This window comes from Streptomyces incarnatus (assembly GCF_001027185.1).
GTDB lineage: Bacteria > Actinomycetota > Actinomycetes > Streptomycetales > Streptomycetaceae > Streptomyces > Streptomyces puniciscabiei.
Map to the genome: position 1 here is coordinate 1,352,466 of NZ_CP011497.1, position 14,290 is coordinate 1,366,755.

Here is a 14,290-nt window from a genome sequence, read left to right on the forward strand (position 1 = left end):
TCAGCTCACGTGGACGCGCGGCCGTCGCTCCGGGTCCGGTTCGGCGCGGCGCAGTACCTCGCGGGTGACCGGCGCCACCTCTCCGTCGCCGAAGACCAGGAAGCGGAGCAGACGGCCCACCGGCCCGCCCTCGGACCAGCTGAAGTACGCATGCGGAACGTCTTCTGTGCGGTCCCGCAGCGCCAGCAGGACGGCCGCGATGGTGTTGGGGACCGTCGGGCCCTGCACTGATAGCCAGGCCGCTCCGTCCCGCTCGGTGCCGTGAACGGTGACATCCGCCGTGAAGTCCGACGAATCCCGCACAGACACTTCGAGGAAGAGAGGCGGTCCACTGATGGGGGCTCGGGTGAGCACCTGCGGGGTGAACCCCGAGGGCTGTCCGTGGTGCTCCAGCGGCTCATGGGCGATCAGCTGCAGTGGACCTTCCGCGGCGGCCCGGTCGACGATACGCATCGCCTCCGCGTCCAGACGGACGTCTGTGACGCGCAGTTCGAACGACCGGTGGACACGCGAACCGAAGGAGGTGACCAGGATCGCCACGATGAAGATCGCCGCGATCTTGATGCCGTCGGGCCGTTCGACCACGTTGGCGACCAGGGTGTAGCCGAAAACGGCGGTGATCACGGCGAAGCCGATGGTCGCCCACCGGCGGCCCCGGCGGTGCGCGGCGACCGTGGAGGCGAAGGACGCCGACAGCATCAGCACCAGCATGCCGGTGGCGTAGGCCCCGCTCTGCTTGTCGACGTTCGCATGGAACCAGAGCGTGATGAGGACGGCCGCCCCCATGAACAAGAGCACCAGCGGGCGTACGGCCCGCGTCCATTCGGGAGCCATGCCGTAGCGCGGGAGGTAGCGCGGAACGAGGTTCAGCAGGCCGGCGAGCGCGGACGCGCCGGCGAACCACAGGATGGCGATGGTCGAGACGTCGTACGCCGTGCCGCCCGCCTCCCCGAGGTACTGGTGGGCCAGATAGGCGAGGGCACGGCCGTTGGCCGGTCCGCCGCTCTTGAAGGCGTCCTGCGGGATGAGGATCGCCGTCGTCAGACTGGACAGCAGGAGCAGGCAGCTCATGGTGACGGCGGCCGTGGTGAGCAGTCGGCGCGTCTCACGGACACGACCCTCGGGCCTCTCATACGTGTCCGACGGATCACCCTGGACCTGCGGCATCACCGCGACTCCGGTCTCGAAGCCGGACATGCCCAGGGCGAGCTTCGGGAAGACCAGCAGGGCCACGCCCGCCATGGCCCACGGGGAGCTGTGCGCGGCCGTCATGGCGTCCGCCCAGTCGCGGATCCGTACCGGATGAGCGACGAGGTGCCATGCGGCGACGGCGAGCACGACGACATTGACGGCCAAGTAGGTGCCCACCAGGGCCACGGCGATACCGATGGCCTCGCGGAAGCCCTTGAGGAAGACGGCCGCGAGTACGCCGATGAGGACCAGCGTGATCGAGAGGTTGGCGCTGTGCAGCCAGTGCGGGGCGAACGGGTTCTCCACCACGTGCGCGGCGGCGTCCGCGGCCGACAGCGTGATGGTGATCATGAAGTCGGTGGCGGCGAACGCGAGCAGCACCAGGACGAAGATCTTCCCTGGCCACCAGGGCAGCAGCCGCTCCAGCATGGCGATCGAGCCCTCGCCGTGCGGACTCTCGCGCGCCACCCGCCGGTAGACCGGCAGTGCACCGCACAGGGTCAGCGCGACCAGGACCAGGGTGGCGAGAGGAGACAGCAGGCCGGCCGCGAGTGCGGCGATGCCGGGCTGATAGCCGAGCGTGGAGAAGTAGTCGACTCCGGTCAGGCACATCACCCGCCACCACCGGTGCCCCTCGTGCTCGGGGTGCGGCGTACGGTGCGGGCCGGGGTGCCGGGCCGTCCGCTCGCTCAGGCCCTGCAGAAGCCAGGTCCGCCACCGGGCTCCCACGGAGGCCGCCTCGGGTGCGCGGCATGTGCCGCTGTCGGTGTCCGCCACCGCCACGTCGGTCATGTGGCCCCTTCTGCGGTCGATGGTGCGGGGTTGCGCCGACCCCTGACCGACAGCGCTTGCCGTTTGCCGGCGGCTTGGGGCAACGCCCAGGCGTCTGACGAGCCACGCATGGATGGCTCGGCCCACCTCCGACGCGCCGCTCTGACGTACGGCGGCGGAAAGCCTCTGCCCCGTCGTCACGGGGGGGGGAACGACGGGACAGAGGCCGGCCAGGGACCGCGCCACAACCTCCCCAGGTGCGGCGCGGTAGAACCACCGATACCCCCCGACGTGCCGCTCAATCAGGTCGTGTTTCGGTCCCGACGCATACGCGTCAGAAGGATTGCGTGGTCTCAGCTCACCGGGCCCGCTCGTCTTGCTTCTCGAGTCGTATCAGTCCTGCAAGCGCGTCTTTCCTCGCGGAGTTGAGGGCTGTACATCATCTGGCTGATCCACAACACGTCCTGCGCGGGACACAGCAGCAGGCTGCCAGTACTCTTCGTTCGTTGCTGTACGGCAACGATGAGCTCACCCGAGGCGGCGATTGAGGGGGAAGCGGGACGGATGCTCCCAACACAGCATGAGCTGTTCGACGTGCGGATGGCTCCTGACTCCTCCACCGTGAAAGCGGTCTGGGCCCAGCAGGAGCCTTCGGTCCTCCTGATCGAGGACGACGAGGCCGACGCGCTGCTGGTGGAGGAACTGGTCGCCGACTGCACTCCGGGGATGCGCCTGTCCTGGGTGCGTTCCCTGACCGAGGCCTGCGAGGCATTGGCCACCGCGACCCCGGACTGTGTACTGCTGGACCTGCACCTGCCCGACTCCCAGGGGCTGGAGGGTGTGGCCCGCGTACGGCAGGAAGCGGACGTCGCGGTGGTGGTGCTGACCGGGCTGGCCGAGGAAAGCGCCGGTCTGGCGGCGGTCGCCGCAGGTGCGCAGGACTACCTGATCAAGGGGCGGGTCGACCCGGAGCTGTTCGGCCGAGCGGTGCGGTACGCCATCCAGCGCAAGCAGGCCGAGCAGGCAGCGGCGGCGCTGCAGGCCGGGCAGTTGCGGGCCGAGGAGAACGCGCGCCTCGAACGCGGTCTGCTGCCTACTCCACTGGTCAGCGAGGAGCACGGTCTGGACGTGGTCGCCCGGTATCTGCCGGGCAGGGAACAGGCGTTGCTGGGCGGCGACTTCTACGACGTGGTGCAGACCCCGGACGGCACCGTGCACGTCCTGATCGGTGACGTGTCAGGGCACGGCCCGGACGAGGCCGCTCTCGGCGTGGGCCTGCGTATCGCCTGGCGGACCCTGGTGATCAGTGGCTCCACCGGCGCCCGCCGGCTGAGCACGCTCCAGGACATCCTGGTCGCCGAACGCACCGGGCCGCAGATCTTCGCCACCCTCACCAGCATGGAGTTGCTGCCGGATCGGCGCTCGGCGCGTGTGACGCGTGCGGGACATCCCGGCATGCTGGTCCGTAAGGGCAGAGGCGTGGAATGGGTGGAGGTGCCGGGCGGGCCGGCGTTGGGCCTGGTGTCGGGTGGTCTTGCCGCATGGCCGGTGCAGGAACTCCGGTTGTCCGCCGGGACGGGCATGGTGCTGTTCACCGACGGACTCTTCGAGGGGCGGACCGGCCCGGGCGGTCAGCGGCTGGGCGAGGACGGGCTGCTGGAGCTGGCCCGCTCGGCCGCCGCGCTGCCGCCGGACGCGTTCGTCGACTCGCTCATTCGCAGCGCGGAGGAACTGGCCGAGGACTACGGCGGCCTGACGGACGACGTGGCCGTGCTGCACCTGCGGTGGGACCGACAGCCAGACTCGACCGAGGGACCCGGATCATGACGGCAGTCGCCCAACCGCCGGAGGCGCACCGCCGTAGCCGGATCACCGTGCAGGGCTGGTTCCACCTGGCCCTCACGGTGATGATCGCACTCGTCATCACCGGATCGGTGGTCGGGGCCGAGCTGCTGGCCCGTACCGCGCGCGTCTCCGACGAGCTGATCGAGCAGATACAGCCGGCCCGCTCCGAGGCCTACCAGCTCCAGGCCGCGTTGCTGAACCAGGAAAGCGGCGCCCGCGGCTACGCCATCGCCGCTGACCCGCAGTTCCTCACGCCGTACACGGACGGCAAGCGGGCCGAGCGCGAATCGGCCGGGCGGCTGCACGCCCTGATCGGCAACAGGGCCGGTCTGCGGGAGGATCTGGACGCCATCGAGCGCGCGGCGGCCGACTGGCGCCGCACCTACGCGGAACCTCTGGTCGCCGGCGTCACGCCGGGTAAGCCCCGCCCGGTGGACCAAGCCGCCACCGAGCGCGGCAAGAAGGCCTTCGACCACATCCGCACCCTGTTCACCGCGCAGACCGATCACCTGGCTCGGGCCCGGGAGCGAGGGCAGAGCGAGCTGGCGCACGTGCGGACCGTACGGGACTGGGTGCTCGGTGGGATGGTCGCACTGTTCCTCCTCACCGGCATCGTGCTCGCCGTACTGGTGCGCACCCTCGTCGCCCGCCCGCTCGACACCCTGCGCACCGGTTCACGGCGCGTCGCCGAGGGGGAATTCGGGCACCGGATCAGCGTCGGCGGACCCGCCGACATCCAGGCCATGGGGCGTGACATCGAGGCCATGCGGCAACGCCTGGTGGCCGAGCTGGACGCCTCCCGTGCCCAGCAGGACGTCCTCACCCGCCAGGCCGCCGACCTGGACGACCAGGCGGTGGAACTGCGCCGGTCCAACGCCGAGCTGGAGCAGTTCGCCTACGTCGCCTCCCACGACCTGCAGGAGCCGCTGCGTAAAGTGGCCTCCTTCTGCCAGCTGCTGGAGAAGCGGTTCGGGGACCAGCTGGACGACCGCGGAAAGCAGTACATCGCGTTCGCCGTGGACGGCGCCAAACGCATGCAGATCCTCATCAACGACCTGCTGACCTTCTCCCGCGTCGGCCGCGTCAACGACGCCCACCTCCCGGTGCCCCTCGGCCGCAGCCTGGACAAGGCACTGGACAACCTCGCCGCCGGGGTGGAGGAAACCGGCGCCCGGATCGAACGACCCGAACAGCTGCCCGCGATCATGGGCGATCCCACCCTGCTGGTCATGCTCTGGCAGAACCTGCTGGGCAACGCGGTCAAGTTCCGGCACCCCGACCGGGCCCCCGAGGTCCGCATCACCTGCGAGCCGGCCCCCGACGCGGACCCGGACACGCCGGGATGGCTGCTGTGCGTGAGCGACAACGGTATCGGTATCCCGGAGGAGTTCGCCGAGAAGGTGTTCGTCATCTTCCAGCGGTTGCACGGGCGGGATGCCTATTCGGGCACCGGGATCGGCCTGGCCCTCTGCAAGAAGATCGTGGAGTTCCACGGCGGCCACATCTGGATCGACACCGACTACACCGGCGGTACCCGCTTCTGCTTCACCCTGCCCTCCGACTCGGGCGCCGGCCCGGACAGCGAGGACATGCCCGTAGGCACCGCCCTGGAAGGAAACCGCGCATGACCGCCCCCGTGCAGCCGATCGAAGTCCTGCTCGTCGAGGACGACCCCGGTGACGAACTCATGACCAGGGAAGCCTTCGAGGACAACAAGATCGGCAACACCCTGCACGTCGTCCGCGACGGGGAGGAAGCCCTCGACTTCCTCTACCGGCGGGGCGCCCACAGCGAGGCGCCCCGGCCCGACCTGATCCTTCTCGACCTCAACCTGCCCAAGTACGACGGCCGTCAGGTCCTCGAACGCATCAAGTCCGACGAGGACCTCTCGCACATCCCGGTGGTCGTCCTGACGACATCCTCCGCAGAGGAAGACATCCTGCGCAGCTACAAACTGCACGCCAACGCCTACGTCACCAAGCCCGTCGACCTCGACCAGTTCATCGCCGCCGTACGCCAGATCGACGAGTTCTTCGTCACTGTCGTGCGCCTGCCCCGCCAGAGTCACTCCCAGGGGTGACCCGGCCCGCCGACTCCGCCCACGGAAGGCGTGCGAGCCCGTTACCGGGGGCAAGCGGATAGCCCAGGGCCGCCGGACAGAACGACGGCCGGGCGAAGTGGACGGAGGAGGTCGGCGATGGAGTGGTGGAGTTGGGTGGTCTTCCTCATCGCGGTGGCGGGTGTGCTGACCGCAGCGGCGCTGGCGGTTCAGGCCAGACGCCGTAGCGGCACGGTGATCGCGGTGCGTTCGGGCGATGTGGCCGGCCGGGAGGGTCCGCGGTGAACACCCTCATGCTCGCCTCGGAACTGACCAAACGGGTGGTCGTGACGCTGGGCGGCGAGGCCGTCGCCCAGATCAGGGACACCGTCTTCGACGCACGGGCGGGCCGGATCACCGGCTTCACCCTGAGCGGCCGCGGACTGCTGGCCGGCCCCCTCAAGGAGAGCCTGCCCTTCTCCGAAGTGCACGCCATCGGACCGTCCGCTGTGATGATCCTCAGTGAGACGGCCCTGGAGAAGCGGGACATGGCTGCGGGAGCCGACGAAGCCGGACACGGCCAGGTCATCGGCGCGCCCGTCCTCACCGACCAGGGGACCGAGATCGGCACGGTCCTGGACGTCGTGATCGAGGCCGGCCGCAGCGGACGCGTGATCGGCTTCGAGATCGCCGCCAACGAGAACCTGGACCATGAGCAGCGGAAGGCCTACATCCCGCGAGGAGAGACACTGGCCGTCTCCGGGCGAGCCCTGGTCGTCCCCGCCCACGCCCGTCACTTCGTCGCCGCCGACCTGCCCAGCTTCAGCGCCCAGGTCGAGGCCTTCCACGCGCATGCCGCAGAGACGTACGCGGGCACGTCCGCCGGAGAAGGAGGCCAGGCATGATGCTGTTCACCCAGGCCCAGGGCCTTCCCGTGATCACCGCCGAAGAGGCCGAACCACTTGGGCGGGTGGAAGGCCTGACCATCGACGCGCACACCAGGAGCGTCGCCTGCCTGCGCCTCTCCGGAGCACCGAAGCACGCCGCGGCCATCGGCTGGAACGCGATCGAAGGGGTGGGACCGGACGCGGTCATCGTGCGCTCCCGCACCGCCGTTGATGCCGAGCAGAGCACCTTCCCGGCTCACCACGAGGCCCTCGGCCAGCGCGTCCTGACCGAAAGCGGCACCGTCCACGGCACCGTCAAGGACATCGCCTTCGACAGGTCGACCGGCCAGATCCGCACGCTGTACACAGCCCTCGGCGACATCTCCGGAGACCGCGTCCTCGGCCTCGGCTCCTACGCTGTGGTGGTCCGCACCGAGCCCGTCTGACGAAGTTCCCGCTCGTGGGTGCCGGGATCGACCTGTTCATCTCGCAGCACAGCTTCACCGGGTTCGTCGCCCGCCCGCTCGGTTGATACCCGCAGGAGCTGTGGCGGGCGGCCCTGCCGTTGGCCGAATGCCTCGCTGATGGCGAGAACCAGTAGCCTTCCGCCAGCGTCGTAGGGCAGTGTGCCGATGGCCTGAACTGTGGGGGGACCACATGAGCAGCGAAATCTACTTCAGCAACAACTACCGTGACCTGTGCGAGCGCAGCGGTACCGGGGCTGGTTTCCAGTTCGAGTTCTCGTGCTCCCGCTGCTACGACACCTGGCGCTCGCCCTTCGAGCCGTACGCCGGTGAGCGGGCCGCCACCTGGCTGGGCAAGGGCGTCGACATGGCCTGGAGCCTGCTGGGCCGGGCCGGCGGCGGGCTCACCTCCGCGGCCGACGGACTCGCGGGCGCCGGCTGGGGGCCCGCCCGCGACAAGGCTTTCGAGCGGGCGATCGGTAATGCGCAAGGGCACTTCAACCGCTGTGCGCGATGCACCCACTACGTCTGCGGACGCTGCTGGAACGCGGCGCAGGGCCTGTGCCTGAACTGCGCCCCGGACACCGCGGCCGAGGCCATGGCGGCCCAGCAGCGCGGCCTGAACGACATGGCCTCGCAGCGGGCGTACGCCGTGGGTCAACAGGCCGGGCAGGGGTACGACCCCACCACGCCGCGGCAGCTGGTTTGCCCGCAGTGCCGCACCGAGACCCGTGGCGCCGCGTTCTGTTCCGGCTGCGGCTATCACCTGGCCCAGTCCACCGCATGCGCCTCCTGCTCCGCCGTCGTGCCGGACGGCGCGGCCTTCTGCCCGGGGTGCGGCACTCGGCGGTAGCACGACGCCCGACTGTGGGGTGCGCGGGACGCGTGGATGCACACGACTTCCATCACCTCACGGGTTGTGGAGTCACGCTTGCCGCTCGGCGCGGCGCTCCCTTGTGCTCGACACGTTCGCCATTCTCGTCCCTGGAGCCGAACCAAACCGGACGTGATCAGCCCGTCGCCGATACGGACGCGCCCTCCGAACTCCGGCTGCACGAACCCGGTGATCAGAAGGCGACTGTGGGAGGCGGCCAGGCTCGGCACGAACACCTGCCCGGTCCGGCAGCAGGTCGCCGCCGGCACTCGATGCTCACTGGGCGGAGTTGTCCCGCGCGGCCGCCCGGAACCGTACCGAGCCGGCCGAGCTGACCCGTACCACGGCGGAGGGCAGGGCCGAACTGGGGTCGCTGTGCCGCCGGTTGCGTGCTGGGGAGCGGGCTGTGCGGGGTCAGCCGGAACTGCCGCCGCAGACCGGCCCGGACGAACTCTCCCGCCTCGGATTCGAGATCGCTGCGGCCCGGCACGACGGAGGCAGCCCTGCGGCCGCCCTTGCCAGTGGGCTGCACTCGTTGGCGCGCAGCGCGGGCCGGCCACTTCGATGACGGCGGCGACGTGCGACAGACCGTGACGGAACTCGGCACCTCGCTGCTGTTCGTCTCGGCCGCCGGGCACGGCGCGGTGCTGACGGTGCTGGCCGGACGCGAGGCGGACGCAGCGGTACTGGGCTACGAGATGGGGATGATGGTGAAGTGCGTGCGCCCGCACCTGGCCACACCGCCCCGGCACCCGGTGGGACAACCGATGACGCCGGTCCTCCCAGACGGACCGCTGAGCGCCGCCGAGGTCGCGGCCCGGATGCAGGTGCCCGCCGCCGTGGTCAAGGCGCTGCTGTCCGATCCGGCCGAGGGAAGCGCGGTGGTCGCAGGTGATGCGCCCCCGCCTTCCCCGGGCCACTCCGCACGCCTGATCGAGACCTCCTGGAAGCGGTACGCGCTGCCCTCCTCAAACGACTGTGATCCGCTGCCCGCCCAAGTCCTGCCGGTGGGAATCAAGGTGCTCATCGCCGGCGGGTTCGGCGTGGGAAAGACGACCTTCGTCCACGCGCTCAGCTGGCACTTCGTACCGGTGGCTGCTACGCCGGGGCGGTTCGCCGGCTACCCCGTGGTCGACGCGATCGGCGTGCACTCCTACCTGGGCGCACCGTTGATAGACAGCACCGGTGTGGGTGGTCGGCACGAGCTGCGCAGTCGATCAGGGCCCGCACCCGTGGGGGCGTACGGGGCTGGAAATGGTCAAGGTCATGGCTGCGGAACTGGTCGAACGGCTCGAAGGGGCGGCGCGCCGTCGGAACTGACCGGCGCTGTCGGACCCGCAGGCGGGCGTCACGGAAAGTGCCCAGTGCGGCCTCGGCGAGACGGTCAGCTGGTGCTGGGGAACCCGAGGTCGAGGCCGCGTCGGCCGGAGGCCCTGGTCAGCGGACGAAGGAGATCTCCGGGTATGTCCTGTCGGGGCCGTCGAGCAGGGTGCTGTGCCGGTGGCGCAGTTCCTGGTCGAAGAAGGCGGCGAGGTAGACGCGCTGGATCTCGATCGCGCGGTTGGGGTCGATGGTGCCGTACACCTGCTGGAGCTGGGCCGGCGTGAGTCCGAGCAGGCTCGCCTCCTGCGGCGCCAACGCCTCGTCGTCGACGAACGACACGTGCGCCGCGCCGTGGAGCTGGATGTCGACCCGGTATCCCTTCAGATGGGACCACAGCGTGCGCCACGACCCGTCGTTGTTGCGGTTGTGGGTGCCGGAGCTGAACAGCATGAAGGGGCGGTCCAGGTTCTTGCTCGGTGCCGGGCCGAAGAACTGGCCGTCCAGATTGACGCCCGCGGCGATGCGGTGGTCGAGCTGCATGGCGGTGTCGACCGCCGCGCCGCCCAGCGAAGCGCCGAACATCCCGATGCGGGACATGTCCACGGAGTGCGACAGCCCGGCGGGGAGCCTGGCGCGGTCGACGTCCGGGTTGCCGCCCTTGGCGATCGTGGCGAGCTGGTTGATGACGAAGTGGATGTCGGCGGCGCGCACGTTGAGCGTGTCGGAGGAGTGCGCGCCGGCCGGCATGGTGTTGACCTCGACCCGTCCGTCGGGGAACTGCACCTCGTTGGCGTCGTGGGTGTGGTCGACGGTGACGACGAGATAGCCGCGGCTGGCGAGGTCCTCGGCGAGCACGGTGCCCCTCGCGCGGTCCGAGTGCAGCCCGCTGGAGTACAGCAGGACGGGCAGCTTGCCGAGCTTGGTGTCGACCGGGGCGAGGACATGGCCCGCGGTCTTCGGCAACGTCACCTGTTGTGGCGTCAGGCCCTGGGAGGCGAGGAAGTGGGCGCCGGAGACCGACGGCATCCACGGTGCCTCGTAGTGGCCGCGGGTGGAGGCGGCCGGGTACCAGAACGACACCATCAGCTCACGCGGCTTGTTACCGGGCACGTAGGGGTCCGTGCGGGCCTTGTCGACGAGGTGCAGGCTGAACGTGCCCACGCCATGGCGTCCGGTCGGCGCGGGCAGGCTGAGCTGGAGAGCGGACGTGGCCGCGCGGGGCGTGACGGCCTCCGGACGGACGGCCGTGTGCTGCTGCGGCACCCCGTCGTGCTGGGGCGCCCACGGCGCGTCGTCCCGCTCGGGCTGATCGGGCGAGAGCCCGGTGGCGGAGGGCTTGTTGGCCGTCTTCCCGGCGGCCATCGCCGGCGTCATCCCCGCGCCCAAGGCGATGGCCAGCGTACCGGCCGTACCGACCGCTCTGGCGATCACTCTGCGACGGTGGCGCGGTCGGCGGTGCTTCATGGAACCCCTTTGTCGAGCAGCGATCGAAGAACTGGCGATCGGCTGTTGTACGCCGTACCGCCGCAGTGGCCTACGGATGGGGAGGCCTTGGCGTTCACCGCGGCCGCAATCGGCGCCGCAACCGGCACGAGCAGGTGAACCATGCGAGGGCGTCGTGGCTCGAGGCGGACCCGGCACCCTCGGCCACGGCAGACGCTCTGCGTCTCCTTCGCCGGAAGCGGGTACGAACCGCTCATGCAGCGCAGCACAACAGCGCGCGCCTGAAAGCAGCGTGGATCCGCCTGCTCATCGTCGGTGCCGGCATCCTCGTCTTCGGTGTCTTCGCCGCGGTCGCACCGGGGGCCGGCGACAGGCCGCTCATGCGGGCCGACGGTGTGGCCGCGACCGGTATGGGCCTGTTCGGTGTGCTGATCACCCTCGTACCGTTCCGCCGCGGGGAACGGTGGGCGTGGTATGCGCAGTGGTACTACCCGGCGTTCTGGACCGCCCACTTGGCGGGAGGACTGCCGCCGGGCAAGGACCATGTCCACCAGGTGGTGCCCATCGTCCTGTCGCTCACCGGGCTGCTGCTGCCCGTTCGCGTCTTCTTCCCCGCGTGACGACCACCGCCTGACCCGAGTACCTGTCATCGCTCGTGCACCCGTCGCCCTGTCGCGTCTGATCCTGCGTCTCGCGCGCGGAAGCAGCCGCTGTGAGGGCACCGCCAAGGGCTGGCACGCAGTCATCTCCGAAGCGGGCCTCGCGGATACACGAAGTTAACTTCACGGACTCGGGTGTGAGACCGGTCCGGCCGACGATCGCAATACCTATCAAGCGACAGGTATCTGTCGACCGATCGGAGGTGCGGCGATGAGCCGGCCCGAACTCCCCCTTGCGCAGGACCCTGGCGACGGTGCCACGACCGGCCACTACCTCTTCGGCTACCAGCAGGAACTCCACCGCGGCGTAGGCAGCTTCGCGTCGTTCGCCGCGGGGTTCTCCTTCGTGTCGATCCTCACCACCGTCTTCCAGCTGTTCGGGCTGGGCTTCGGTCTCGGCGGCGCGGCGTTCTTCTGGACCTGGCCGCTGGTCTTCGCGGGCCAACTGCTCGTCGCACTCTGTTTCGCCGAACTGGCCGCACGCTGGCCCATATCCGGGGCGATCTACCAGTGGTCGAGCCGGCTGGCCGGCACCACGACGGGCTGGTTCGTCGGCTGGATCATGATCATCGGGCAGATACTCACGGTCGCGGCGGCCGCGATCGCGGCACAGGCGGTACTGCCGGGCATCTGGTCGGGGTTCCAGATCGTCGGCGGTCCGGGCGCCGATCCGTCGGTGGGCTCACCGACCGGCGCGCAGAACGCGGTCCTGCTGGGATGCGTCCTGCTGGTCATCACCACGGTGGTGAACATCCTGGGCATCCGCCAGATGGCCGCCGCCACCAGCTTCGGCGTCACGGTCGAGATCATCGGCGTGCTCGCCCTGGTGCTGATCCTGTTCTTCCTGCCCGAGCGAAGTCCGCAGGTGGTGGACCACCCCACCGGCTGGGCCGGTCACGGCGGCTACGTCGGGGCCTTCCTCGCGTCCTCACTGATGGCGGCGTACGTGATGGTCGGCTTCGACTCGGCGGGCGAGCTGGCGGAGGAGACCCACCGCCCGCGCCGGACCACTCCCCGGACCATCCTGCGGGCCCTGATCACCTCGGGTGTCGGCGGCGCGTTGCTGATCCTTTCGGGGCTGATGGCGGCGCGCAGCCTGACCGACGGAAAACTGGCGGCCGGTGGTCTGTCCTGGGTGCTCACCGACCGGCTCGGCGGGGTTCTGGGCCGCCTGCTGCTGTGCTGCGTGGCGGTCGCTGTGTTCGCCTGCACCCTGGCCGTGCAGACCTCCGGGGCGCGGATGATGTACTCCATGGCGCGCGAAGGCGCCCTGCCCTTCCACCGGCGCCTCGGCAAGGTCTCGGCCCGCACCGGTACGCCGATCACCACGTCGGTGGTGGTGGGCGTCGGCGCCGCGATCGCGCTCGTGGTCAACATCCGCCAGGCGGCGGTCTTCACCGCCCTGTCCAGCCTCTGCATCGCCCTGCTGTACCTGGCCTATCTGGGCGTGACGGTGCCCCTGCTGGTCACCCGGATCCGGCGAAGGGGCAGCGGCGGGCTGCCGGCGGGCGTCGACGAGACCGGCCGGCCCCTGTTCTCACTGGGCCGGTGGGGAGTGGCGGTCAACGCGCTCGCCGTGCTCTACCAGGCCGGTATGACGGTCAATCTGATCTGGCCCCGTGCGGAGATCTACGACCTCACCGGCGGCACATGGTGGCTGCGGTGGAGCGCCCCGCTGTTCATCGGGCTCAGCCTCGCCGCCGGTGCCGGTTACTTCCTCCCCCGCCGGCTGCACCGCCGTATCGAGCTGAGGCACGTACCGCACACGCACACCGAGCCGCCCCTGGACGCGCCGGCCGTCGCCGAGCCCGCCTGATGAGCGCCCGTGTGACACGAGGGAACGCATCGATGACGTACCGACGAAGGGACGACGGGACACTCCATGACCCCCACCGAGAGCTCGACGGCCGTACCGCAGCACGGCCGCTACCCGACCGGGCAGGCTCCCGCCCGCGCCCGTGATCTGCACCTGACCGACAGCGTCCGAAGCGCCCGCGACGACGCCCGCGCCCAGGGCGGGCAGGCCGGCGCGTGGATGCCGTACCTTCCGGCGTCGGACAGCCCGTACTGCCCGCCGGGTGTGGACGCGGCCGCCCTGGTGTGGGCGGAGACGGTGGCGCCCGGCGGCTACACGCACAAGATCCTCGCCCGCGGTACGCGGCTGCGCTTCGACGACCCGAGCGGTGACGCCTGCGCCCACCTGCTGCTCTTCAACGCCCTGGAGCCGGTGGAGCGGCTGAACGTCGCCGACACCCAGAAGGTGCCGTGGCAGGCGTATCCGGGCCTGGACCATCCGCTGCTGTCCGGCGACGGCCGGGTCCTGGCCGTGGTCAGCGGTGACTCCTCCGGGCGGCACGACGCCTTCTGCGGCACCACCACCGACGCCTGGAACGAGCGCAAGTACGGTGACGCCCGCCCCGAGGGGCCGTCGCCGTCCGGCCGCGGGCTCTTCCTCAAAGCGGCCGCCAAGCACGGTCTGAGCCGGCGCGACCTGCCACCCAGTCTCTCCTTCTTCCAGGGCGTGCGCGTCGAGCCGGACGGCACCCTGGCCTGGCAGGGCAGCGCGGGGGCGGGCACGCATGTCGAACTCGTCGCGGAGATGCCCCTGTTGGTGCTGGTCGCCGATGTCGCCCATCCGCTGGATCCTCGCCCCGGCTATGTGGTCGGCCCACTGCGGGTGCACGCCTGGCGCGGTGCCCCGACCGGCCGGGACGAGCCGCGGTTCACGGCGACTCCGGAACTGCACCGGGCGTACCTCAACACCGTCGACTACTGCGAAGCCCGGGGGTTGTGAC

Annotated in this window: 12 protein-coding genes and 2 pseudogenes; 12 read left to right on the forward strand and 2 right to left on the reverse strand. The window is 70.3% G+C overall.

Going from position 1 to position 14,290, the window contains the following annotated elements; all coding sequences use genetic code 11:
- Positions 1 to 1,983, reverse strand: a complete 1,983-nt coding sequence (locus ABB07_RS05990) for an APC family permease (RefSeq protein WP_244189233.1) — start codon at positions 1,981 to 1,983, stop codon at positions 1 to 3.
- A gap of 579 nt (positions 1,984 to 2,562) precedes the next feature.
- Between ABB07_RS05990 and ABB07_RS05995 the strand changes: the two genes are divergently transcribed.
- The 9 genes and pseudogenes from ABB07_RS05995 to ABB07_RS40575 form a co-directional block, all read left to right on the forward strand.
- Positions 2,563 to 3,789, forward strand: coding sequence for a PP2C family protein-serine/threonine phosphatase (locus ABB07_RS05995; RefSeq protein ID WP_244189732.1), 1,227 nt, complete (start codon positions 2,563 to 2,565; stop codon positions 3,787 to 3,789).
- Positions 3,786 to 5,435 (forward strand): sensor histidine kinase, encoded by a 1,650-nt coding sequence (locus ABB07_RS06000; protein ID WP_208897726.1) that lies wholly within the window; start codon positions 3,786 to 3,788, stop codon positions 5,433 to 5,435. The genes ABB07_RS05995 and ABB07_RS06000 overlap by 4 nt, the downstream gene beginning before the upstream one ends.
- The gene (locus ABB07_RS06005; RefSeq protein WP_208897727.1) at positions 5,432 to 5,887 is read left to right on the forward strand and encodes a response regulator; all 456 of its coding nucleotides are present in this window, start codon (positions 5,432 to 5,434) and stop codon (positions 5,885 to 5,887) included. The genes ABB07_RS06000 and ABB07_RS06005 overlap by 4 nt, the downstream gene beginning before the upstream one ends.
- A 117-nt stretch (positions 5,888 to 6,004) precedes the next feature.
- Positions 6,005 to 6,151 carry a hypothetical protein gene (locus ABB07_RS06010; protein WP_208897728.1) on the forward strand — a complete coding sequence of 49 codons (147 nt, stop codon included), beginning with the start codon at positions 6,005 to 6,007 and terminating at the stop codon, positions 6,149 to 6,151.
- Entirely contained in the window at positions 6,148 to 6,750 is a 603-nt protein-coding gene (locus ABB07_RS06015; protein ID WP_208897729.1) for a PRC-barrel domain-containing protein, read from the forward strand. Before ABB07_RS06010 ends, ABB07_RS06015 begins: the two co-directional genes overlap by 4 nt.
- A complete protein-coding gene (locus ABB07_RS06020; protein ID WP_208897730.1) occupies positions 6,747 to 7,178 on the forward strand; it encodes a PRC-barrel domain-containing protein in 432 nt (143 codons plus the stop codon). The genes ABB07_RS06015 and ABB07_RS06020 overlap by 4 nt, the downstream gene beginning before the upstream one ends.
- Positions 7,179 to 7,389: 211 nt before the next feature.
- On the forward strand, positions 7,390 to 8,049 hold the full coding sequence (locus ABB07_RS06025) for a zinc ribbon domain-containing protein (protein WP_208897731.1): 660 nt from the start codon (positions 7,390 to 7,392) through the stop codon (positions 8,047 to 8,049).
- 526 nt (positions 8,050 to 8,575) lie between these two features.
- Positions 8,576 to 8,837: pseudogene (locus tag ABB07_RS40570) on the forward strand (roadblock/LC7 domain-containing protein); the annotation flags it as partial.
- Positions 8,838 to 9,179: 342 nt separating this feature from the next.
- Positions 9,180 to 9,390 (forward strand): annotated as a pseudogene (locus ABB07_RS40575) (GAF domain-containing protein); the annotation flags it as partial.
- 117 nt (positions 9,391 to 9,507) lie between these two features.
- On the opposite strand, the gene ABB07_RS06030 reads toward ABB07_RS40575, so the two are convergent.
- Positions 9,508 to 10,824 carry an alpha/beta hydrolase family protein gene (locus ABB07_RS06030; protein ID WP_244189234.1) on the reverse strand — a complete coding sequence of 439 codons (1,317 nt, stop codon included), beginning with the start codon at positions 10,822 to 10,824 and terminating at the stop codon, positions 9,508 to 9,510.
- Positions 10,825 to 11,216: 392 nt separating this feature from the next.
- Here ABB07_RS06030 and ABB07_RS40580 point away from each other — a divergent pair, with 392 nt between their 5' ends.
- The 3 genes from ABB07_RS40580 to ABB07_RS06045 all read left to right on the forward strand — a co-directional run bounded on the left by ABB07_RS40580 (position 11,217) and on the right by ABB07_RS06045 (position 14,289).
- Entirely contained in the window at positions 11,217 to 11,456 is a 240-nt protein-coding gene (locus ABB07_RS40580; RefSeq protein WP_244189235.1) for a hypothetical protein, read from the forward strand.
- Positions 11,457 to 11,706: 250 nt separating this feature from the next.
- A complete protein-coding gene (locus ABB07_RS06040) occupies positions 11,707 to 13,311 on the forward strand; it encodes an amino acid permease (RefSeq protein WP_208897732.1) in 1,605 nt (534 codons plus the stop codon).
- A gap of 66 nt (positions 13,312 to 13,377) precedes the next feature.
- Positions 13,378 to 14,289 carry an urea amidolyase associated protein UAAP1 gene (locus tag ABB07_RS06045; protein ID WP_244189236.1) on the forward strand — a complete coding sequence of 304 codons (912 nt, stop codon included), beginning with the start codon at positions 13,378 to 13,380 and terminating at the stop codon, positions 14,287 to 14,289.
- The last annotated feature ends 1 nt before the right edge of the window (position 14,290 follow it).